General features: G+C 61.6%; 18 protein-coding genes and 1 tRNA gene. 6 read left to right on the top strand and 13 right to left on the bottom strand.

Going from position 1 to position 23,026, the window contains the following annotated elements; genetic code table 11:
- Positions 1 to 93 precede the first annotated feature (93 nt).
- Both mgtE and NYQ83_RS01230 read right to left on the bottom strand, forming a co-directional pair.
- A complete protein-coding gene (gene mgtE, locus NYQ83_RS01225; RefSeq protein ID WP_261211615.1) occupies positions 94 to 1,503 on the bottom strand; it encodes a magnesium transporter in 1,410 nt (469 codons plus the stop codon).
- A gap of 102 nt (positions 1,504 to 1,605) precedes the next feature.
- A tRNA-Leu gene (locus NYQ83_RS01230) sits at positions 1,606 to 1,690 on the bottom strand.
- A gap of 232 nt (positions 1,691 to 1,922) precedes the next feature.
- On the opposite strand from NYQ83_RS01230, the gene lipB reads away from it, so the two are divergent.
- A complete protein-coding gene (lipB, locus tag NYQ83_RS01235) occupies positions 1,923 to 2,684 on the top strand; it encodes a lipoyl(octanoyl) transferase LipB (RefSeq protein ID WP_261211617.1) in 762 nt (253 codons plus the stop codon).
- A 19-nt stretch (positions 2,685 to 2,703) separates the two neighbouring features.
- Here the strand turns inward: lipB and NYQ83_RS01240 are convergent, their stop codons facing one another.
- The 4 genes from NYQ83_RS01240 to NYQ83_RS01255 form a co-directional block, all read right to left on the bottom strand.
- Positions 2,704 to 3,018, bottom strand: coding sequence for a hypothetical protein (locus NYQ83_RS01240; RefSeq protein ID WP_128294058.1), 315 nt, complete (start codon positions 3,016 to 3,018; stop codon positions 2,704 to 2,706).
- Positions 3,019 to 3,210: 192 nt separating this feature from the next.
- Entirely contained in the window at positions 3,211 to 3,501 is a 291-nt protein-coding gene (locus NYQ83_RS01245) for an acylphosphatase (protein ID WP_128294057.1), read from the bottom strand.
- A 13-nt stretch (positions 3,502 to 3,514) separates the two neighbouring features.
- Positions 3,515 to 4,762, bottom strand: coding sequence for an SAM-dependent methyltransferase (locus NYQ83_RS01250; RefSeq protein WP_261211621.1), 1,248 nt, complete (start codon positions 4,760 to 4,762; stop codon positions 3,515 to 3,517).
- A 91-nt stretch (positions 4,763 to 4,853) separates the two neighbouring features.
- Positions 4,854 to 6,878 (bottom strand): acetyl/propionyl/methylcrotonyl-CoA carboxylase subunit alpha, encoded by a 2,025-nt coding sequence (locus NYQ83_RS01255; RefSeq protein ID WP_128294055.1) that lies wholly within the window; start codon positions 6,876 to 6,878, stop codon positions 4,854 to 4,856.
- A gap of 197 nt (positions 6,879 to 7,075) precedes the next feature.
- Between NYQ83_RS01255 and NYQ83_RS01260 the strand changes: the two genes are divergently transcribed.
- A complete protein-coding gene (locus tag NYQ83_RS01260) occupies positions 7,076 to 8,203 on the top strand; it encodes an S-(hydroxymethyl)glutathione dehydrogenase/class III alcohol dehydrogenase (RefSeq protein WP_261211623.1) in 1,128 nt (375 codons plus the stop codon).
- 32 nt (positions 8,204 to 8,235) lie between these two features.
- A complete protein-coding gene (gene fghA, locus NYQ83_RS01265) occupies positions 8,236 to 9,069 on the top strand; it encodes an S-formylglutathione hydrolase (protein WP_261211624.1) in 834 nt (277 codons plus the stop codon).
- Between the two features lie 42 nt (positions 9,070 to 9,111).
- Here the strand turns inward: fghA and NYQ83_RS01270 are convergent, their stop codons facing one another.
- From NYQ83_RS01270 to NYQ83_RS01295, 6 genes are all read right to left on the bottom strand, one after another.
- Complete coding sequence (locus NYQ83_RS01270) at positions 9,112 to 9,435, bottom strand: YARHG domain-containing protein (RefSeq protein ID WP_164879708.1); 324 nt, start codon at positions 9,433 to 9,435, stop codon at positions 9,112 to 9,114.
- Positions 9,436 to 9,592: 157 nt separating this feature from the next.
- On the bottom strand, positions 9,593 to 11,410 hold the full coding sequence (gene recJ / locus NYQ83_RS01275; protein WP_261211626.1) for a single-stranded-DNA-specific exonuclease RecJ: 1,818 nt from the start codon (positions 11,408 to 11,410) through the stop codon (positions 9,593 to 9,595).
- A gap of 126 nt (positions 11,411 to 11,536) precedes the next feature.
- A complete protein-coding gene (gene glpX, locus NYQ83_RS01280; protein ID WP_261211635.1) occupies positions 11,537 to 12,526 on the bottom strand; it encodes a class II fructose-bisphosphatase in 990 nt (329 codons plus the stop codon).
- Between the two features lie 26 nt (positions 12,527 to 12,552).
- On the bottom strand, positions 12,553 to 13,869 hold the full coding sequence (locus NYQ83_RS01285; RefSeq protein WP_261211637.1) for a homoserine dehydrogenase: 1,317 nt from the start codon (positions 13,867 to 13,869) through the stop codon (positions 12,553 to 12,555).
- A 30-nt stretch (positions 13,870 to 13,899) separates the two neighbouring features.
- Positions 13,900 to 15,117: an LL-diaminopimelate aminotransferase gene (locus tag NYQ83_RS01290; RefSeq protein ID WP_261211639.1), complete on the bottom strand. Its 1,218-nt coding sequence runs from the start codon at positions 15,115 to 15,117 to the stop codon at positions 13,900 to 13,902.
- Between the two features lie 61 nt (positions 15,118 to 15,178).
- Positions 15,179 to 15,655: a hypothetical protein gene (locus NYQ83_RS01295; RefSeq protein ID WP_261211641.1), complete on the bottom strand. Its 477-nt coding sequence runs from the start codon at positions 15,653 to 15,655 to the stop codon at positions 15,179 to 15,181.
- A 96-nt stretch (positions 15,656 to 15,751) separates the two neighbouring features.
- Here NYQ83_RS01295 and NYQ83_RS01300 point away from each other — a divergent pair, with 96 nt between their 5' ends.
- The 3 genes from NYQ83_RS01300 to NYQ83_RS01310 all read left to right on the top strand — a co-directional run bounded on the left by NYQ83_RS01300 (position 15,752) and on the right by NYQ83_RS01310 (position 20,917).
- Positions 15,752 to 17,602, top strand: a complete 1,851-nt coding sequence (locus tag NYQ83_RS01300) for a PHA/PHB synthase family protein (protein ID WP_261211643.1) — start codon at positions 15,752 to 15,754, stop codon at positions 17,600 to 17,602.
- A gap of 103 nt (positions 17,603 to 17,705) precedes the next feature.
- Positions 17,706 to 18,839 carry a hypothetical protein gene (locus NYQ83_RS01305; RefSeq protein WP_261211644.1) on the top strand — a complete coding sequence of 378 codons (1,134 nt, stop codon included), beginning with the start codon at positions 17,706 to 17,708 and terminating at the stop codon, positions 18,837 to 18,839.
- A gap of 32 nt (positions 18,840 to 18,871) precedes the next feature.
- Positions 18,872 to 20,917, top strand: coding sequence for a hypothetical protein (locus NYQ83_RS01310; RefSeq protein WP_261211647.1), 2,046 nt, complete (start codon positions 18,872 to 18,874; stop codon positions 20,915 to 20,917).
- Between the two features lie 121 nt (positions 20,918 to 21,038).
- On the opposite strand, the gene aspS is transcribed toward NYQ83_RS01310, so the two are convergent.
- Positions 21,039 to 22,823 carry an aspartate--tRNA ligase gene (gene aspS, locus NYQ83_RS01315; RefSeq protein WP_261211649.1) on the bottom strand — a complete coding sequence of 595 codons (1,785 nt, stop codon included), beginning with the start codon at positions 22,821 to 22,823 and terminating at the stop codon, positions 21,039 to 21,041.
- Positions 22,824 to 23,026 lie beyond the last annotated feature (203 nt).

Here is a 23,026-nt window from a genome sequence, read left to right on the forward strand (position 1 = left end):
CCTTCATGGACGGTTAGCCTTTATCGGTCGTTAATGACGCACCCTGGGAGCCCGGCCGCTGAGAAATCTTTTTTCTGTGTGACGTCGGCGCCGTCACGAAATGGCGAACCACCAGGCGGCAAGGCCCAAGAATGCGAAGAAGCCCACCACATCCGTGACGGTCGTAACGAAGACGGAAGAGGCAATCGCGGGGTCGGCACCGGCTTTTTCCAAAGCGAGCGGAATGAGAATGCCGGCGAGCCCCGCGGCCACCATGTTGATGATCATGGCGACGGCAATAATCCCGCCCAGCTGGGTGCTTGAGAACCATAAGCCCGCCACGACGCCTATGATGATCGCGAAGAGCATGCCATTGGCGAGACCGACGAGGGCTTCCCTCGTGATGAAGCGTATCGGATTGATGGTTTCGATGTCACGTGTCGCGAGAGCCCGGACGGCCACCGTCATGGTCTGAGTGCCGGCATTTCCGCCCATCGAGGCAACGATCGGCATGAGCACGGCAAGGGCCACCATCTGCGAGATGGTGCCATCGAACAGGCCGATGACCGCCGATGCGAGCAGCGCCGTGCCGAGGTTGAGCAGCAGCCAAATGAAGCGAGAGCGAACCGCGCTCACGAAGGTGTCCGTCAGCTCTTCGTCGCCAACACCAGCGAGGCGCTTGATATCTTCGTCGGCCTCTTCCTCGATGACGTCGACGATATCGTCAATGGTGATCACACCAACGAGCCGATCGCTTTCGTCGACGACACCGACGGAGAGAAGGTTGTAGCGCTCGAACAGACGAGCGACCTCTTCCTGGTCGTCGGTCGCGGAGACCGAATGGGTGACTTCGCCCATGATTTCTTCGATGCGCACGGGCCGCTTCGTACGCAGCAGGCGGTCCAGCGACACCGTGCCAAGGAAACAGAACCGCGGATCGACCACGAAGACTTCGGTGAAATCGTCGGGCAACCGATCATCTTCCCGAAGAAAATCGATCGTCTGCCCCACGGTCCAGAAGGGAGGAACAGCAATGAAGCGCGTCGTCATTCGACGACCGGCCGATTCCTCCGGATAGTCGAAGCTGCGCTCCAGCTTGATTCGTTCCGCAAGCGGCAGCGCGGCCAGGATCTCCTCGCGATCCTCGTCCGCCAGATCCTCGAGGATGCCGATCGCATCGTCCGAATCGAGTTCGCGGACGGCCTCGGCGATGGCCGTATTGGGGATCGTTTCGAGAATCTCGTCGCGGACGGTTTCGTCGACCTCGGTCAGGGCCGTCCAGTCGAAATCGCCGCCCATGAGGGCGATCAGCGCCTCACGTTCTTCGCGGCTGATCGCCTGCAGAACATCGCCGAGATCTGATTCGTGGAGATCGCCGATCAGAACGCGCAGTCGCTCGGCGTCGCTCGTCTCGATCGCCTCCGAGACCGCCGCCAGGTAGGCACCGTTGAGCGAGCCTTCCTCGTCGCGAACTTGCGGAAGCGTCGTCTCTTCGTCTTCGCGTGGGAGCGTGTCTGTCTGCATCGCACGTCTTTAGGGCTGCGGCTCGACCGGGTCCAGCGGCGCCGGCCAGAAACGCCGATGTTGCAGACAATAAAAAAGGTGGCCGAAGCCACCTTTTTAAATTGGTGCGGTCGAGAGGACTCGAACCTCCACGGGTTGCCCCACAGCGACCTCAACGCTGCGCGTCTACCAGTTCCGCCACGACCGCGAAATCCTGCGCCGGTCAAGCCAGCGCGCGGTCATGTAGCAAATGGTCGGACCCGAAACAAGGCCAGTCTCGCGAGAAGATGCGCTTTCCCAAAATGACGCGGTCGGACGGGCTTAAAGGTGTCGTGCGCACGAGGCGCAGCCGCTCCCTCGTCTTTGCCTCCTCGGGCCCTTGCCACCCCTCGCCTTTGCCCCCTCTCGCCTTTGTTTGCGCCGAGGATTATGTGATCCCTATGACCTTATTGCCTGAAGCCCCCGTACGGGGCGTCCAATCTCTTGCCGGAGGTGAGAGACAAACCGAACGTCTATGGCCCGATCATCCAGGTGCGCCGGTCGAGCTGCGGGTTTCCAACAGACCGATTCCCTACGAAGCCGCGCTGACCTTCATGGAAGAGCGCGCTGCCGCGATTCGTGCCGGCGAGGCTCCAGAATGCCTGTGGCTTCTCGAACACCCCCCGCTTTACACCGCCGGAACGAGCGCTCGTGCTCAGGACCTGCTGACGCCTGAGCGTTTTCCGGTCTTCAAGACCGGCAGAGGCGGGCAATACACGTATCATGGGCCGGGCCAGCGGGTCGCCTATGTGATGCTCGACCTGGAAAGGCGGCAGAAGGATATCCGCGTCTATGTGCGCTGCCTGGAGGCTTGGCTGATCTCGGCTCTGGCGCGTTTCGGCGTGACCGGAGAGCGCCGCGACGGGCGGGTCGGAATCTGGGTGCAAAGGCCGGATAAGCCGCCGCTCTTTGACGGTTCACCGACCGAAGACAAAATTGCGGCTCTAGGCGTGCGGGTCCGCCGCTGGGTCACATTTCACGGCATATCGCTCAATGTGGCGCCCGATCTTGAGCATTTCTCCGGGATCGTCCCTTGCGGAATCACGGCCTACGGCGTCACCAGCCTCAAAGATCTCGGCATCTCCGCGAATATGGCGGATGCGGATCGGGCTCTCATTGCTGCCTTTGAAGACGTCTTCGGCCCCCTCGCCCGCGAACCGTGAGAGCGCGCCCGAGCACGAGCTACGGCGCGGCCATCACCGTCCAGGTCTTGGCCGTCTTGCGAATGTAGAGGTAGGTGCGGCTTTGTTCCGGCTCGGTGCCGGCAGGGGCGAGTTGCACCGTTACGGAAACCCGGGTCAGGTTGTCGGGCAAGCCCGGCTCCTTCAGCGTCTCCAGAAAGGCCTGCTGAACCGCCTGACGAGCCTCGAAAAAGCTCAGAGGCCGGCTTTCGGGTGTCAGGAGGACTTTCACATGCCCCTCGCGAGGATCGTCCTCAGGCATGAAATGCAGACGCACATTGGCCACTCTGTCGCTGGAATGGTCCGCAGCAAGCATCGTATTCCGGCCGTCCAAAGGTCTGCCGGACGCCACGCCGGATGCCGCGGCCGCACCGATTGCGAACCCGCAGAAAAGCGCCAAACGCAGCCTTGAGCCTCTCGAAGACGGCATCACCCCAACCCGTTCGCCTTGCAGGCGCAAGCCTATCCAAACGACGAGTTGAAATGTTAATTCAAAATTAACTCAATGTTAACGGGTGAGATACTCTACGCGGAAGGGCCCGCTTTGAGGCCCCCCTCCGCCCACCACCTCGACGGACTCGACCGAGGCCAGAGCCGGTCCGGAGCGCAACGCGACGAGCATCTTGTCCACATTGTCGACTGCCCCGGTGAAAACAGCCTCCACCGCCCCGTCGCTCCGGTTTGCCACCCAGCCCGAAAGGTCGAGCTCCCGCGCCTTGCCTTTGGTCCAAGCCCGGTAAGATACGCCCTGGACACGTCCTTTTATGACAACTCGAACGGTCTTATCTGCCACGATCACTGTGCCTTTGACGTCATTGCGCTGCGTCGACCAAAAGGGAACCGTGGCGCAGGTGTTCCTCTGTCTCCTGGATCCAGTCCCGCACAATCGGCACGGCGTCTCTCTGGCGGGACAGGATAAGCTGGAAGACCATGTTGGAGCCGTGTACGAAGCCGAGCTCCACCGCCGCCAGATAGAATTCCCACATCCGGACGAAGCGCTCGTCCATCAATTCGATCGCCTTGTCGCGGTTGGTCTGGAAGCGATTGTACCATTCTCTGATCGTATAGGCGTAGTGGAGGCGGAGTACCTCCGCATCGCAGACCCATAGGCGGTTGCGCTGCGTCGCCGCGAAAACCTCCGATATGGCCGGCACATAGCCGCCGGGAAAGATGTACTTGTTGAGGAATGGCCCTGTGATTCCCGGCGGTGACATGCGGCCGATCGAGTGCAGCACCATGAAGCCGTCGGGCTTCAACAGGCTGAAAACCTTTCGGAAGAAGGCATCGTAGAAGCGATAGCCGACATGCTCGAACATTCCGACCGAGACGATGCGGTCATATTCGCCTTCGATTTCACGGTAGTCCTTCTCGACGAATTTGACGCGGTCGGACAGACCTTTTTCTTCGACCCATCGGCGGGCTGACGCGAGCTGTTCCGTCGCCGGATTGACACCGACGACCTCGACATCGAAGGTTTCGGCCAGAAAGATCGCAAGACCTCCCCATCCGGACCCGATCTCCAGGACTTTCATTCCGGGTCGGAGCCGAAGTTTCGCGCCGATATGGCGCAGCTTTGCGAGTTGCGCCTCCTCCAGAGTTTCATGATCCGGGTCACGCCAGTAGGCGCAGGAATACTGCATCCTGTCGTCAAGAAAGAGGCGGTAGACATCCTCTTTGACGTTGTAATGATGCTTGGCGTTCTGCTTCGACCTGCCCGGCATGTTGTTCTGATGCCAGCGTCTCAGAGCGCGATAACCGGTGTTGACGACGGTCTGCGCCGGATGGGCGGAGAGGTAATCCTGATTGATCGAAAAGAGCCTCAAGAAGTCATGGACCGTGGCGCCGTTTTCAAATGTCAGCGTCCCGTCCATATAGGCTTCCGGAGCAACGAGCTCCGGATTGATCGCCATTTGCCAATGAAGCTTCGGATCATGCAGGCGCATGGTCACAACCGGGCCGGGCTTCTTGCCGCCAAAAAGATGCTCGCGACCTTCAGCGTCGATCAGAGTGAGCCGACCATTGCGCACGAATTGTCGAAGGATGCTCTTCAGGAGCCACATCGGAGAAAGATCCCCCTTTTTGTCACACCCAATTTTATCGCGCGCAATCTGACGCGTGAAACCCCCTCCCGGTTGTGATCATTCAGGCGGCTTATTCGAACTCGATGAGCACCTGATCGAAGGCCACGACGTCGCCCGGAGCCGCGCAGATCTTCTTGATGACGACATCGCGCTCGGCCCGGAGGACGTTCTCCATCTTCATCGCTTCAACGGTGGCGAGAGTCTCGCCGGCCTCGACCTTTTGTCCTTCCTCAACCGGAAGTGACACGACGATCCCCGGCATGGGACACGCCAAGCGGTTGTCGAGCTCGCTCACCGCCTTTTCCGGCATATGGCGATAGATCTCGCCGACCGAGGGACGGATGAGCTGCGTCATCCGGGCGACGCCACGACGCTCGACACGCAAGGCAGCACCGCGACGTTCGATCTGGGCGAACACTTCCTTGTCGTCGACGATGCCGTGCCAAAGGAGATCGCCCGGCTTCCAGGCCGTCACCACCCGATGCTCGATGCCGTCGACGATCATTTCGACGTCGAACGGGATCGAAGGCATTCCCGATGTGATGGTGATGTCGACGGCCTCACCGTCGATCAGGACCACCCAATCGGGGCGAATGGTGCCGGGATGAGGACGCAAGCGCCCCGAAAGATCGTCCAGCCGAACGCGCTCGATCAATTGAACGCAGGTGGCGATGGCCGCGAGAATCCTCAGATCCTCGTCGGTCGCATCGGCACCTTCGAAGCTCTTGCCGTATTCTTCGGCGATGAAGGCGGTGGAGAGATCGCCGCGGCGGAAGCGCGGATGCGCCATCAGACCGCTTAAAAAGGCAATGTTGTTGCGAATGCCGGTGATCGTGAACGCGTCGAGCGCATCCGACATGACGTCGATCGCCTTTTCGCGTGCGGCCATGCCCTCGCCCTCTGCATAGGTGCAGAGCTTTGCGATCATTGGATCGTAAAAGAGGGTGATCTCGGAACCTTCGACGACCCCCGTATCATTGCGGATGATGGTGCCTTCGCGGGCGGCATCTTCGGGCGGGCGATAGCGACGCAAGCGACCTGTCGACGGGAGAAACCCGCGGAAGGGGTCCTCGGCGTAGAGGCGTGCTTCGATCGCCCACCCCTTCAGGACGACGTCTTCCTGCGCAATCGGGAGCTTTTCGCCGTCAGCGATGCGAATCATCAATTCGACCAGGTCGAGACCGGTGACGAGCTCTGTCACCGGGTGTTCCACCTGCAGCCGGGTGTTCATTTCCAGGAAGTAGAAATTGCGATCGCGGTCGACGATGAACTCGACGGTGCCGGCGGTCTCATAACCGACTGCGGCAGCGAGAGCGCAAGCCTGAGCCCCCATCGCGGCGCGCGTCTCTGGATCAAGGAACGAAGACGGCGCCTCCTCGATCACCTTCTGGTTGCGCCTTTGGATGGAGCATTCGCGCTCGCCCAGATGGATCACGTTGCCGTGCTTGTCGGCCAGAACCTGGATCTCGATGTGACGCGGCTGCTCGACGAACTTCTCGATGAAAATTCGTTCATCGCCGAAGGAGGACTTGGCTTCACGGCGGGCGAGATCGAAACCCTCGCGCACTTCCTGCTCGTTCCAGGCCACGCGCATGCCTTTGCCGCCACCGCCAGCGGATGCCTTCAACATGACCGGCAGGCCGATTTCGGCAGAGATGCGCACGGCCTCATCGCCGCTTTCGATCAGGCCCATATGACCGGGCACCACACTTACGCCCGCGTCCTTGGCGACCTTTTTGGAGGTGATCTTGTCGCCCATGGCTTCGATGGCGCCGACCGGCGGGCCGATAAAGACGATTCCGGCCTCTGCCAGAGCCTTCGCGAAGTTCGCGTTTTCTGAGAGGAAGCCGTAGCCCGGATGAACGGCTTCGGCGCCGGTCTGGCGGCAAGCCTCGATGATCTTGTCGGGCTTCAGGTAGCTTTCAGAAGCGGGAGCCGGGCCGATCGCGACTTTCTCGTCCGCCATCTCCACATGCAACGCGTTTCGGTCCGCTTCCGAATAGACCGCAACAGTGGCGATTCCCATCTTTTGGGCTGAACGAATGATGCGGCAGGCGATCTCGCCGCGATTGGCGATCAATATCTTACGGAACATTCGAAAAAACTTCCCCCCTCTTGCGGTGGTGCCCGTTTATGTGAGCAAGGCGCGCCTCGACAAGCGAAAAGAGCGCAAGCGCGTCTTCGGGTCAAAGTGGCTTTGCCGACGAAAATGCATGTCATCCATGCGATGCGGCCTTGTCGAGAAGCGATTGCCTTGCAAATGGACCTGCAGAGTTTGGAGGAGATCCCAATATGGATGTTCGCGCAGCGGTGGCCTTTGAGGCCGGAAAACCCCTCGAAATCACCAATGTTCAGCTCGAGGGCCCGAGAGAGGGCGAAGTGCTCGTCGAGGTGAAGGCGACCGGAATCTGCCACACTGACGAATTCACTTTGTCGGGCGCCGACCCCGAAGGGCTCTTCCCGTCGATTCTGGGGCACGAGGGTGCCGGCGTCGTCGTCGATGTCGGGCCGGGCGTCACGAGCATCAAAAAGGGCGACCACGTCATTCCGCTCTATACGCCCGAATGCCGCGAATGCCCCTCCTGCCTGTCTCGCAAGACCAACCTGTGCACGGCGATCCGTTCCACGCAGGGCCAGGGATTGATGCCCGACGGGACCTCGCGGTTTTCCATCGATGGCAAGCCGCTGCACCATTACATGGGCACATCGACCTTCGCGAATTTCACCGTGCTGCCGGAGATTGCGGTCGCGAAAGTCCGCGAGGACGCTCCGTTCGACAAGATCTGCTACATCGGCTGCGGGGTCACGACAGGCGTCGGAGCCGTCGTCAACACTGCAAAAGTCGAGCCTGGGGCCACGGCCATCGTCTTCGGCCTCGGCGGGATCGGCCTTAACGTCATCCAGGGGCTGCGGCTCGTCGGGGCGGACATGATCATCGGCGTCGACCTCAACAATTCCAAAAAGGAATGGGGTGAGCGCTTCGGCATGACGCATTTCGTCAATCCGAAGGAGATTGGCGAGGATCTCGTCCCTTATCTCGTGAACTTGACGAAGCGCGGCGCAGACCAGATCGGCGGGGCCGACTACACCTTCGACTGCACCGGTAATGTCACGGCCATGCGCCAGGCCCTCGAATCGGCGCACCGTGGCTGGGGTCAGTCGATCGTCATCGGCGTGGCACCTGCGGGTGCGGAGATTTCCACGCGGCCTTTTCAGTTGGTGACGGGCCGCACCTGGAAGGGCACGGCATTCGGCGGCGCAAGGGGGCGGACCGATGTTCCCAAAATCGTCGACTGGTACATGGAGGGAAAGATCGACATCGATCCGATGATCACCCACCTATTGTCTCTCGAAGAGATCAACCGCGGCTTCGATCTGATGCATGCGGGCGAATCGATCCGCAGCGTCGTCGTCTATTGAGGCGTCCGTCGCCGCAGCCAAGGGAGATCCCCGTGAAGACCATTTCGACCTGGGCCGCTCATGGCGGCACGCAGGGCGTCTACAGCCATGCCTCTGAAGCGACCGGAACCGAGATGACATTCGCCGTCTTCGTTCCGCCGCAGGCGAAGGTCGCGCCCTGCCCTGTTGTCACCTATCTGTCAGGGCTCACCTGCACCCATGCCAACGTCATGGAAAAGGGCGAATACCGCCGAGCGGCCGCGGAACACGGCCTGATCGTCGTCTGTCCCGACACCTCTCCCCGCGGAGAGGGCGTTGCCGATGACGACGCCTATGATCTGGGTCAGGGCGCGGGCTTTTATCTCGACGCGACGGAAGACCCGTGGGCCCGGCATTTCCGCATGGAAAGCTATATCCGGGACGAGCTTCCGGCTGTGATTGCAGCGAACTTCCCCGTCGATCCCGAGCGGCAATCGATCTTCGGCCATTCGATGGGCGGGCATGGAGCTTTGACGCTGGCGCTCAAAAATCCCGACCGCTACTTGGCGTGTTCGGCCTTCGCTCCAATCGTTGCACCGATCGACGTGCCTTGGGGCCAGAAAGCGTTGCCCGCCTATCTCGGACGGGACGAACAGAGCTGGAGGCAGTATGACGCCTGCGCTCTCATCGCCGACGGCGCGCGCTTTCCGGAATTCTTGGTCGATCAGGGGACGGGCGACAATTTTCTGGCCGAGCAGCTGAGGCCCGAGCTCTTCGAGAAAGCCTGCGCGGGGGGCGGCATCCCGCTAATCCTTCGAATGCAGCCGGGCTACGATCATTCCTATTATTTCATCTCCACCTTCATGGAGGACCATCTCGCGTGGCATGCCAAACGCCTGAAAGCGTGAGCCGACGAGTACCCTCGTCGACGGGTGACTGCTTGGCAGTTGTTACCGGCAGCCAAGCGCTCGCTCGGCGCGAACGATCGCATCGACGTTAGCGCGCTCGATCGCGCTCATTCTGACGCGGCTTTGATCCGGCTCCCAGCAATCGGAATTGTCGAAGTTGGCCCGACCACGCGCGGTGCTGAAGCAATAGCCGTTTTCGTCGAAAACCCGGTTCCGGATATACCAGAGGTCGCTGCAACGCATCGTGCGCAACGCGCCCTGCTCGAAACGATGCATGTCGGTGCACCCGAGACCGTCGAAGCAGTCGGCCTGCGCGACACTCCCGAAAGTGATAAGACAAGCGCTTGAGAACAAGGTTTTCAGCATGTGACGCCCCCCGAAAATTAGCCGGTAGGGTAGCATCATAGATAGAATTAGAGAATTGTTCTCGCGCAGGCATACGGACGGCCGGCATTTTCGAACCGTCGTAGTATCGGACAAGGAAAATCGGCTGGCTGAGGCGAGGTCATTTCGCCATCGGCCTCTAGGCCGGCGCTGCGTCGAGAAGCTTCATTTCCACCTTCTCCTGTCCGCCCCAGCGGTTCAGAGAAAGCGTGCCCGCGATATGCATCGCCTCCCCGCCTGACGACAGAAGCGCGCGGCCGAGCGGGGTTTCAGCTTCGCGAAATGCCATCGCCTTGATCCGCCCTCCGCTTTTGGAGCGGAGATCGAGACGGATATGTCCGTTGCCGACGGTATCCACATAGGCAATGCGATGGGCGGGCAATACGAACACCGGCGACGGGTGCCCGGCGCCATAGGGGCCGCATTTCTCTATCTCGGCAAAGAACTCCCGGCTCGCCCCATCGGCGGTGATGAGGCCGTCGATCTTCATGCAATCATCGATGAGCGCCGTCTCGACGGGAGCTTCGAGCTCTGCAATCAGAAACCGCTGCAGCTCATCGAGCTTCTCTCTGCGAACGGTCACTCCCGCCGCCATTTTGTGTCCGCCGCCTTTTTCCAGCAATCCAGCGGCGAGTGCGGCGCGAACGGCTGCTCCGAGATCGACGCCCGCGATCGAGCGGGCAGACCCCGTGCCGTTTCCGCTCGGCCCATCAAAGGTGATGGCGAGCGCCGGACGTTGGAAGCGTTCTTTGAGGCGCGAGGCAACGAGACCGACGACGCCCGGATGCCAGGTCTCACCGACGACGACGAGAATGGACGGCGTTTCGCCCGCCCGTGTGATGGCGGCATCCGCCTGCGCACAGGCCTCAGCGACAGCTTCTGCCTCGATCGCCTGGCGTTCTGCGTTCAGGCGTTCGAGCGTGGCGGCAATGCTTTCGGCCTCGGCGGCGTCCCGCGTCGTCAGGAGCCGCGCGCCGAGACCGGCGTCACCGATGCGTCCCCCGGCATTGATGCGCGGTCCGAGGAGAAAGCCGCAATGGCTGGTTTCGACAGGTCCTTTGAGGCGCGCCGCGGCGGCGAGCGCCTGTAATCCCGGGCGGCCGCCATGGCGTAACGCAACGAGACCCTTGGTCACGAAAGCCCGGTTGAGGCCCGTCAACGGAACGACATCACAGATCGTGCCAAGCGCGACGAGATCGAGGCCCGAGAGGAGATCCGGCAGAGCCCCAGTGTAGCGTCGACGGCGCAATTCCCGCAGGAGCGCGACAGCCGTCATGAAGACGAGACCGACCGCTGCAAGATGGCCGAGGCCCGACAGGCAGTCCTGCCGGTTGGGATTGACGAGAGCGACGGCCTTCGGTCGATCGAGCCCCATCTGATGATGGTCGATGACGACGACATCGACGCCACGCGCATGTGCCCGCTCCAAAGCTTCAAAGCTCGTCGCGCCGCAATCGACGGTGACGATCAGCTGTGCACCCGCATCGATGAGGCGGTCGATGGCCTCAGGGTTCGGTCCATAGCCTTCGATCAGGCGGTCGGGAATGTAGATCTCGGTCGTGACCCCCAGCCCGGAGAGCGTGTCCGAAAGAAGGGCTGCAGAGGTCGCACCATCCACGTCGTAATCGCCGAAGATTGCCACCTTTTCGCGGCGCTCGGTGGCATCGGCGAGACGCCCGGAAGCCAGATCCATATCCATGAGGCAGGATGGGTCCGGCATGTCCGTCTTCAGCGACGGGCCCAGAAACGCCTCCGCACCATCGTCCGAGATGCCGCGTCCAACAAGAACGCGACAGATGCTTTCGGACAAGCCGGTGCGTTGCGCGAGAGCCGTGGCCGCGGCTTCACCGCGCGCATCCAAGCGCATGCGCCAGGCGCGGCCCTTGAGAGACGCATCGACGCCGAGACAGAAGCTCGGCGTCTGCAAGTCGAGAGATGATTCGGGTCGACCCCACATGCGGGCATTATGCGGCTGGAGCCCGCGCTCCGCCACCGTGACACGACCGGCTCGCGATGGCGGTTCCCGCCTTTCTGGCGGCGACGCGGCGGGCGTGGAGCCGCCGCATTGCGCGACTGTTACGGATCAGTCGATGAATTCGAACTTGTCCTCAACGATGTGCTTGGCGCGAACCCAGCGCTGCGTGCCCGTATGCGAACGGGTGACGATCGTATGGGTCATGGCCACGCCGCGGCGGAAGCTCACGCCCTGCAGAAGATTGCCATCTGTCACGCCCGTAGCCGCAAAGAGCACGTCGCCTGACGCCATGTCTTCCGTCGAGTAGATCTTGCGCGGCTCGCTGATCCCCATGCGTTCGGCGCGCGCGCGCTTTTCGTCCGTATCGAGCGTGAGACGTCCCCAGATCTGTCCGCCCATGCAGCGCAACGCGGCGGCTGCGAGAACACCTTCGGGCGCGCCACCCGAGCCGATGTAGAAGTCGATCCCGGTCGTCTCTGGATCAGTCGTATGAATGATGCCGGCAACATCGCCGTCACCGATCAGGCGGATGGCTACACCCGTCTCACGCACCGCCTCGATCAGTTTCTGATGACGCGGCCGGTCGAGAACGCATGCCGTAAGCTCGTGCGGACGGACGTCTTTTTCCTTGGCGATACGGCGCACGATTTCCTCGGGCGGCATATCGAGCTCAATGAAATCTTCCGGGTAGCCCGGGCCAATGGCGAGCTTGTCCATGTAGACATCGGGCGCATTCAACAGGCCGTTGCGATGCGTGATCGCAATGACGGCGAGCGAGTTGGGAAGGTTTTTTGCGCAGATCGTCGTGCCTTCCAGCGGATCGAGCGCGATATCGACCTCAGGGCCATCGCCGTTGCCGACCTCCTCGCCGATGAAGAGCATCGGCGCCTCGTCGCGCTCGCCCTCACCGATGACGACACGGCCCCGAATCGACAGGCGGTTCAGTTCGTTGCGCATCGCGTCGACAGCTGCCTGATCGGCCGCCTTTTCATCGCCACGGCCACGCATCATCGCGGCCGCAACGGCGGCGCGCTCGGTCACACGCACCAGCTCCAAAGTCAGAACGCGGTCCATTGCGGACAAATCGATATCGGCCATTTAGCCCTCCCTCAAAATTCTGGCGCTTACAGCGCCTCAATCCGGATCATTTGGGGCCGGCCGACAATGTCACCCTCCCCCTCGATACGGCCCAATGCGTCACGCACGGCCTGCTCGGTCGTATCGTGGGTGATGATGGTGATAGAACGGAGATCATCGCGATTTCCGCGCGGTGCGGCGCCCGCGGGACGATTTCTCTGCACGATCGAATCGAGCGAGATGCCGCCATCGGCCATGGCGCGCGCGATCGCCGCGAAAGCCCCGACGCGGTCCGGCACCGACAAGCGCAGATAATAGCCGCCGGCATGAGCCCGCATCCGGGCTCGCTCATACGGTTTGAGGCTTGCGACAGGACGCCCGAAAGGCGGCGCACGAAAGCCGCGAGCGCAATCGACGATATCGCCAACGACGGCGGAGGCCGTCGCGTCGCCACCGGCTCCGGGGCCCGATAGGACCACCTGCCCGATGAAGTCGCCTTCGACCGCGACCGCGTTGGTGACGTCGGAGATCCGTGCAAGCTGCGAGTTCTTCGGCAGCATTGTCGGATGCACGCGCTGTTCGATGCCGCTGTCCGTTTCCTGGGCGACGGCGAGAAGCTTGATGCGGTAGCCGAGCTCTTCTGCGGCGGCGATATCCTCGGCCGTAATCGACGCGATGCCTTCCACGAAGATGGCGTCTTTGTTGAGCTCTACCCCGAACGCCAGAGAGGTGAGAATGGCCAGCTTATGGGCCGCGTCGAGCCCGTCGATATCGAAGCTCGGGTCTGCTTCTGCGTAGCCAAGCTCCTGCGCGTCGGCGAGACACTGCTCGAAGCTCAGCCCTTCGGCTTCCATTCGCGTCAGGATGTAATTGCAGGTGCCGTTCAAGATGCCGAACAGACGCGTGATGCGATTGCCGGCCAGTGCCTCTCGCAGCACCTTGACGATCGGGATGCCCCCGCCGACTGCGGCCTCAAAGGCGAGCACGCCGCCACCCTTTTCTGCGGCGGCCGCGAGTTCAAGCCCGTGCTTTGCCAGAAGGGCTTTGTTTGCCGTCACCACCGACTTTCCGGAATCGAGGGCCGCACGCGTCGCCTCGCGGCAGACGCCGTTTTCGCCACCGATCAGCTCGATGAAGCAGTCGATGTCCGGTGACGAGGCAAGTGCGACGGGATCGCTGTGCCAGCTGAGCCCATCGAGCGAGATGCCCCGGTCTTTGTTCGGGTTGCGCGCGGAGACGGCGACAAGCCGCAACGGCCGTCCAGCACGATCCGTCAGCGCCTCTTCATGATCTCGAAGAAGCCGAATGACGGATGTGCCGACCGTGCCCAACCCGGCCAGTCCGAGCCTGAGCGGCTGATCCATGGATGCCTTCCCGGAGAGAATTGGTAATTGTCAGGCGTTCGCCTTGAGCGGGACGACGTTGTGCAACGTTTCATCGGCCGTGGCAAGAAAACGCCGAAGGTTCCGAGCCGCCTGACGGATGCGTTGCTCGTTTTCCACGAGCGCGATCCGGACGTGGCCGTCCCCATGTTCGCCGAAGCCGATGCCTGGAGCAACGGCAATATCCGCCTTCTCGATCAAGAGCTTAGAGAATTCCAGCGAGCTCACCCCCTGGAACCGCTCCGGCAACGGCGCCCATACGAACATCGATGCTGCAGGCGCCGGAATGTCCCACCCTGCACGCGAGAACGATTCAACGAGACAATCGCGCCGGCTCTTGTAGATCTCCCGCGCTTCATCGGCCGGGCTGGCTTCCTCATTGAGCGCTGCCGCCGCGGCCACCTGAATGGGTGTGAACGCACCGTAGTCGAGATAGGATTTGACCCGCGCGAGCGCCGCGATCAGCCGCTCGTTGCCGACGGCAAAACCCATCCGCCAGCCGGGCATCGAGAAGGTTTTGGACAACGACGTGAATTCGACGGTCACGTCCATCGCACCCGGCACCTGCAGGACCGACGGCGGAGGATTGTCGTCGAAATAAATCTCCGCATAGGCAAGATCGGACAGAACGAAGATGTCGTTGCGGCGGGCGAAGGCGACGACGTCGCGGTAGAATTCGAGATCCGCGACATGCGCCGTCGGGTTGGACGGATAGCAGAGTATGACGGCAATCGGCTTCGGGATGGAATGGTGCACGGCCCGTTCCAGCGCCTGGAAAAACTCCGGTCCCGGCTCGGCCGGCACGTGCCGGATCGCGCCGCCCGCCATCAGGAAGCCGAAAGCGTGAATCGGATAGCTCGGGTTGGGAACGAGGACGACATCGCCCGGCGCGGTGATGGCCTGGGCCATATTGGCGAAGCCTTCCTTCGAGCCGAGCGTCGCAACGACGTGGCGTTCCGGATCGAGCTTTACGCCGAAGCGGCGTTCGTAATAGGCAGCTTGCGCGCGGCGAAGTCCCGGAATTCCTTTCGAGGCCGAATAGCGATTTGTCCGCGGCTTCTGAACGGTCTCAATCAGCTTCTCGATGATGAAGGCCGGCGTCGGAAGATCTGGATTGCCCATGCCAAGATCGATGATATCGGCGCCACTGGCTCGAGCGGCGGCCTTGAGCCTGTTGACCTGCTCGAAAACATAGGGTGGCAGCCGTTTGATCTTGTGAAATTCGTCCATTGTCCTTCATCCATTTGCAGGCGAAGACTGGATTGGTTATGCCAGCTTCGCTGTCGCGAGGTTATTGTACGTTTGTAGAGTTTTCGCGAATTTTCTCAGCCGTCTCTTTTTGATTTTGCTGAACGAGGCGCCGCAACTCCGCCTCTCGTGCAGCGAGTTCTTGCTGCCTGCGGCCATTGGCACCGCGGCGAGCGGCGGCAATCTGTTCGAGCTCGGCCTTCAATTCGGCGACATTCCGGGTCGGCCTGACGAGCATACTCGGCGGCACGGCGGTGTCGAACACGCCCGGAAACTCTTGAGGATTCGCGTCTTCGGCGGCGGCGCGTGCCCGGATTTCTGCGACCGTGCGGTCGTATGCCGCCGCCTTTTGAGGGTCGCTCGGCCTTTGCGGCGGCGTGCTGCTCTCCTTAAGTCCTGTGAGAGCGGGGCTTTCGCAGGCGGTCAGCGCGAAGAGTGCGAGGGCAGCAACGGTCAGCCCTCTCAATCCGCCAACGGGATGTGAGCGATTCTGATGACAGTGTTGAGCTAGGAAACGCAATTGACGCTCTCGGCCTTGCTGAGTTCGAAGGAGCTGGCTGCTGTGCTATATCGCATAAGGCGCTCGGATCACCCCTAATAAGGTAATTGTGTCAGGATGGCGGAGAAAAAATCACGCAAAGAGCGGGAGGATGTCACAGAGGAACGGCCAGACAAGCCGCTGCCCACCTCTTACATCGCGGCCGATCCGGAAGTCTTTGCCCGCAATATGGCGCGTGCCTTCGAGGAAGGCGGAAAGGCGCTCGCGGCCTATCTGCGCCCTCGCGAAACGGGACAGACGGGGGCCGACCAGCTCGCCGAACACACGGCCGAAGTGATGAAGACGATGAGCCATGTCGGGCAATATTGGATGTCCGACCCGACGCGAACCATCGAAGCGCAGACCAAGCTCTGGGCACAATATCTGTCGATCTGGAACAGCGGCCTGCGCAAAGCCATGGGCGATGGCGCAGACAGTCAGCAGGACTCCGTGGCCGACAAGCGGTTTGCCGATCCGGATTGGTCGCAAAACCCGATGTTCGACGTCTTGAAACAACTCTATCTCGCAACCTCGCGCTGGGCCGAGGACCTGGTGGAGGATGCAGAGGACGTCGATCCGCACACACGTCAGAAAGCACGCTTTTACGTGCAGCAGATCGCCAACGCGCTGTCGCCTTCAAATTTCGCCATGACCAACCCCGAAGTGCTCCGCGCCACCGCAGAGAGCAACGGGGAGAACCTGGTCAGAGGCATGCACATGCTGGCAGAAGACATCGCTGCCGGCAAAGGCGATCTGCGCGTGCGCCAGACCGACGCTAGGGCCTTCAAGATCGGTGAGAACATCGCCACGACGCCTGGAAAGGTCGTTGCCCAGAACGAGCTCTGCCAGGTGATTCAGTACGAGGCGACGACCAAGAGCGTTCTGAAACGCCCGCTCCTGATCGTGCCGCCATGGATCAACAAATTCTACATTCTCGACCTCAACAGCGAGAAGAGTTTCGTCCGCTGGGCGGTGGAACAGGGCCACACGGTCTTCGTCGTTTCGTGGGTCAATCCCGACCGGCGGCACGCGGACAAGACTTTCGAGCATTATATGAAGGAGGGCATTTTCTATGCCCTCGATGTCGTCGAGCGCGCCACCGGCGAGCGCAAGGTCAACGCGATCGGCTATTGCGTCGGCGGCACCCTTCTCGCCGTCGCCCTCGCCTACCTCGCAAAGGGACGCAGCAAGCAGCGGATCGCGAGCGCAACGATGTTCGCCGCCCAGGTCGACTTCACCTATTCGGGCGATCTGAAACTGTTTGCCGACGAGGAGCAGATCGAAACGCTCGAGGAAGACATGGCCGAGCGGGGCTATCTCGACGGCTCGAAGATGGCGACGGCGTTCAATCTTTTGCGATCGAACGACCTCATCTGGCGGTATTTCGTAAGCGACTACATGCTCGGCAAGGAGCCGCTGCCTTTCGACCTTCTCTACTGGAATTCCGATTCCACCCGCCTGCCCGCGGCGAACCATTCCTTCTACCTGCGCAACTGCTATCTCGAGAACAACCTCTCGCAGGGGCGCATGAAGATCGGCGACAAGACGCTCGATCTCAGCCGCGTGACGATCCCCATCTACAATCTCGCCACCAAAGAGGACCATATCGCACCGGCAAAATCTGTGTTTTTCGGCAGCCAGTTTTTCGGCGGACCCGTGCGCTTCGTCCTTACAGGCTCAGGCCATATCGCGGGCGTCATCAACCCGCCGGCGAAGAACAAATACCAATACTGGATCGACGGAAACGCCGAGGGCGGCCTCGAAGCGTGGATGGAGAAGGCCGAAGAGAAGCCCGGTTCCTGGTGGCCGGATTGGCAGCGCTGGATCGAGACACTGGACGACAAACGGGTGGATGCCCGTGAGATCGGCGGGGGCAAGCTCCAGCCGCTCGAGGACGCTCCAGGTTCCTACGTCAAAATGAAGTGCTGACCTTGCCGTATTGTTGTCTCGACCCGATGTGAGAGCGTGCACTTGCCCTCGGCAAACGGCGCAGCATGATGCGCCGCATGATTCCATACCGCAAAGGACAACTATGCGCGTTCATACCCCCCTGGTCATTCCGGCTCTCGCTGCCGGTTTCCTAAGCCTCACCGGCACGGCTTTCGCTCAGGATGCGGAAGCCGTCGCCAAATCGTTTGAAGCGACCCTGGCGCAAGGCGGCAAGATGACGGTCTCCCATGAGGGGGACGTATCGGGCAGTGGCGATGAGGTCGCCATCAACGGTCTCACGCTGACGCCGAAGGACGGCGGCACCGTGATCGCATTCGACGAGGTGACCCTGACCGGCGTGGCCGAGGAAGACGACGGCTACACGGCCGACGAAATCGTCTTCGACGGAGGCACTTTCTCCGGCGATGCGACCGGCACGATCGGCAATGTCAGGCTTGAAGAAGCGATTTTTGGCGAGACGCCGGAAGCTGAGCAGGAAACCCCGGGCCTGCTCTTCCATCGCCTTGTCGGCAGCGACGTCAGCGTCACACCGAAAGACCGCAACGAGCCCGTGACGGTGTCCGGGTTCACGATGACGAGCGAGGATATCGTCGACGGCGTGCCGCAGACGAGCCAGGGCAGCGTCGAGGATCTCGTGGTCCCCGGGAGCTACGTTCCGGCCGACCAGAAGATGAAGCCTTCCGATCTCGGCTACGACGAGCTCGCTTTCAACATAGAATGGGCCGGTTCGCGCGATCCCGAAAGCCAGGATCTGAAGCTCGACAAGGTGGCGCTCACCCTGAAAGACGGTGGCACTTTGATGATCGATGGCAATCTCGGCAACGTCGCGATGCCGGGCGCCGAAACTGCTGCCCAGCCGATGGCGGGCATTGCCACGATGAATGTGTCTGACTTCACGCTGCGTTACGAAGACGATTCGCTGACCGGGCGCGTTCTCGACTTTTACGGCAAGCAGCAGGGCATGGATGGCGACAAATACGCCGAGCAGCTGGCGGCCGCGGTCCCCTTCATGCTGAGCGCTATGCAGAACGCCGATTTCCAGAAAAAGGTCTCTGACGCTGTCAGCACGTTCCTTCGCGATCCGCAGTCGCTGACCGTCACGATCGCTCCGGATGAGCCCATGTCTGGCGCCGAGATCCTTCAAATTGCAGGCTCCGCGCCGCAGACGCTTCCGGATGTCTTGAACATCTCGGTCACCGCAAACCAAAGCCGCTAACTGCAGACCCGTCAGAGCCGAGAGATAGTTTTATGCGTTGTTTCTTTTCTGTTCGCACACCGCTCCTTTTGGCTCTGACCGTGCTGCCGCCGACCGGAGCCTTGGCGGATCCGGTCGGCGAGCAGGTGTTCCGTGACCTCGTCAGCGAGCTCGATGGCGTTCCCGGCTGGAGCGCGAGTGTCGGCAGCATCGCCAGCGATGACGACGTCGTCGTGGGAACCGGTGTGCATTTCGTTCGCACCGAGCCGCCGCTCGACATTACTTTCGATGAGCTGCGGCTGGACCAGCCCCGCGAGGCTGCAGGAGGGCTCTCGGCCGATGGCATTCAGGGGGCCGGGATAAGCGTCGTTGGTGAAGATGTGGCCTTCGAGGCCCCGGTCTTTTCCATGACCGGGATCGCCGTGCCGACCCTCGCGGATCTGAGCTTTGATCAGGACCGCCCCTTCTCGTCGCTGCGGACGCTGTATCAGCGTCTTTCCGAAGTGTCGGTTGAACACGCCGAGATTCCGGAACTGCATCAGGTGGTCCTGCCGCGCCTGACGACAGTGCGGAAGCAGAGCGTCACCTATGAAGGGTTTGAGCTCCAAGATTGGAAGGACGGTGTTATCGCCCGTTCGTCGGTCGGTCCGATCACGATGCGCACGGAGGGCGACGATCCCGCCACGGCGCGCATCGCTTCGGTGAACGTCGAGAAGACAAATTTCAACAGCGTGCTGCTTCTCCTTTCCGACGATGTCACCGGATCTGACGGCAACGCGCGCAAGGAATGGCAGAATGCCTTCGCTGAGATCTCCTATGCGGGCCTCAGCATCACGACCGAGGAGGGCGTGCGGGTCTCCATCAATGATATGGCCTTGTCCGACATCGAAACGCGGCGCCCGGACGAACCCTACATCGCGACCCTCGAGCAGGCCATGCGAGAGGCGGATCGCGAAACCGATGGAGACATCGACGACCAGCAGGCGGTGGAAGCCCTCACGACTTTCTTTGACGCAATGCGGCTTGGCGAATTCAAGTTGCACGGGCTGGTCGTGGAAAAGACTGGCGAAGAGGCGGGCCGCACAGAGATTGCCGAGATCGGCGTCTCAAACCTCACCCGAGATGGTTTCGAGCGGGCCTGGGGAACCGCGTTGCAGTCGGATTTTCCCGACTCTTATATGAAGCTCGACCGCTTTGCGCTCAACGATCTCGTCTTTCCGCTGCCGAACCCGGAGACCTTTGCCGCTCTGGAAGAGGCCGAAACCGGTTCACTGACGGAGGAAGAGAGACGGGCTTTTGCCACCCTTCCCTTCCAGATGGCGCCGCAGATCGGCAGTCTCGACATGGAGGGGCTGGCCGTTGGCAAGAGCCGGATTATGGCGGTCTCGGTCGATCGCATACAGACGAAGAGCGTTCCTTCGGACCGACTTCTGCCTGAGCGGGGGCAGCTCAAAATCTCCGATCTCTTCCTGCCAGGCGCTCTTTGGCGCCGAGATCCAAAGTCGGCCCTTATCTTCGACGGCCTTGGCTATGACGGACTCCACATCGACCTCGATGGGGCGAGCGAGCTCAGCGAAGATGGAAGACTGGAGACGACCACGGCTTTAGAGGTCGCGGACGCGGCGGGATTGCGATTCGGCGCGAAGCTTACGGGTCTCACCGAGGAGTGGGTTCTCGATCTGATGATGCAGCAGATAGAGAACAGCGATGACCCTACAGCGATCTTCACACTCCTGTCGAAGCTGCGTTTGGAGCAAATGACCCTCGCGCTCACCGACCACTCGCTGATCGATCGGTCGTTCGCCTTGGCCGCGGAGAAGCAGGGTCAGCCGGCCGAGCAGTACAAAGAGCAAATCGTCGGTGCGCTGCCGTTCCTGATTGGCACCGCGGTTCCGCCGAAGATCGCCCAGTTTTTGGCGGACCCTCTCAAGAACTTCCTGGAAAGCGGGAACACACTGGTTCTGACGCTGGCGCCGCGGGCGCCGCTGCCTCTCTCGGCTCTAGTGGGTGCGGAAGACGATCCGGAAGCCTTGCTCAAGCTCGTCGGCGCATCGCTGGAGACACGTGAGACGGCGCCGGAACTGCCCGTCATCAAGTAAGACGGACGATATCCTGTCCCGCCGGCGTCTCAGTCCGCGGGACAGGCTCATCGTGATCTCGGAAAATATCGAGGATATGGGAGAGCCGCCGTTGGCGGCTCCCAACCTCAAGCTTGCGACCTCAGTCCTGAGGTGCCGTCACGCGAATGGAGAGCTCGCGGAGCTGCTTCGGCGTTACGGACGACGGCGCGCCCATCAAGAGATCCAGCGCCTGCTGGTTCATCGGGAACATCGTCACTTCGCGCAGGTTCTTCGCCCCGACGAGAAGCATGACGATACGGTCGATGCCCGCCGCCATGCCACCATGCGGAGGTGCGCCGTACTGGAGCGCCCGCAGCATGCCGCCGAACTTCTCCTCCAGCACCTCTTCCGGATAGCCGGCGATCGCGAAGGCCTTCTTCATGATTTCCGCCTTGTGGTTGCGGATCGCGCCGGAGGCGATCTCGTAGCCATTGCAGACGCAGTCATACTGATAGGCGGGAATGGTCAGCGGGTCTTTGGTCTCGAGCGCTTCAAGGCCACCCTGCGGCATGGAGAACGGGTTGTGCGAGAAGTCGACCTTCTTCTCCTCGTCGTCCCATTCGTACATCGGGAAATCGACGATCCAGGCGAGCGCGAAACGGTTCTCGTCGATGAGATTGAGCTCACGGCCCGCACGGTCGCGCGCCTTGCCAGCGAAATCCGCAAAGACCTTGGGGTTGCCGGCAACGAAGAAGACGGCGTCGCCCTCTTTGAGGCCGAGCTGGCTGCGGATCGCTTCCGTCCGCTCTTCACCGATGTTCTTCGCGACCGGGCCTGCACCCGTCAGCTTGTCCGCCTCGTTGCGGAAGAAGATGTAGCCGAGGCCAGGCTGGCCCTCGCCCTGCGCCCAGGAATTCATGCGGTCGCAGAAGGCGCGCGAGCCGCCGCCCGGAGCCGGTATAGCCCAGACTTCGACCTTCGGATCCCGCTCGATCATGCCGGCGAAGACCTTGAAGCCTGAGCCGGCGAAATGCTCCGTCACCGCCTGCATCTCGATCGGGTTTCTCAGGTCCGGCTTGTCGGTCCCGTATTTGCGAATGGCATCGGCGTAGGCGATCCGCGGGAAGACCTGGGTCACTTCGCGGCCGTCCGCGAAGCTCTCGAAAATGCCCCGCATCACCGGCTCCATCGCCGCGAAGACATCGTCCTGCGTCACGAAGCTCATCTCGATGTCGAGCTGGTAGAACTCGCCCGGCAGACGGTCGGCGCGCGGATCCTCGTCGCGGAAGCAAGGAGCGATCTGGAAGTAGCGGTCGAAGCCCGCCACCATGATCAGCTGCTTGAACTGCTGCGGCGCCTGCGGCAACGCATAGAACTTACCCGGATGGATGCGCGACGGCACCAGAAAGTCCCGCGCCCCTTCAGGTGACGAGGCCGTGAGGATCGGCGTCTGGAACTCGTTGAATCCCACCCCGCCCATAAGCTCGCGCAGACGCGAAATGACGGCCGAGCGCTTCATGATGTTCTTGTGCAAGGTGTCGCGACGCAGATCGAGGAACCGATAGCGCAGGCGCGTATCTTCCGGATATTCCGGCTCACCGAAGACCGGCATCGGCAGTTCCGGCGCTTCGGAGAGGATCTCGATCTCGTTGGCAAAAACCTCGATCTCGCCCGTCGGCAGGTTCGGATTAACGACTTCGGGAGCGCGTGCCCTCACCTCGCCGTCGATGCGCACGCACCATTCGGCACGCAGCTTTTCAGCACTCGTGAAGGCAGGCGAATCGGGATCGGCGACGATCTGCGTCAGACCATAGTGATCGCGCAGATCGATGAAGAGCAGGCCGCCGTGGTCGCGCACGCGGTGCACCCAGCCGGAGAGACGAACATTTTCACCGACATCGCTGGCGCGAAGCGCGCCGCAATGGTGGGAACGATAGCGATGCATGATACCGCTTCTTTCGGGTTTTGAGACAGTGGTCCGAAACGGACAAATTCGGCCGGAGAAGCACAGAAGCACGGGCTTGTGTCAAGGGAGCCGCCGCCTCAGGAGGGGTGCTTGTCCCACAAGCGGCACCCGGCGGGATGGCCCACGCAAAACCTCCTGCGAACCGTGAAAAACTCCTAAGGTGCGCCACGAAAGCGTGGCGA

Source organism: Afifella sp. JA880, assembly GCF_025379905.1.
Taxonomy (GTDB): Bacteria; Pseudomonadota; Alphaproteobacteria; order Rhizobiales; family Afifellaceae; genus Afifella; species Afifella aestuarii.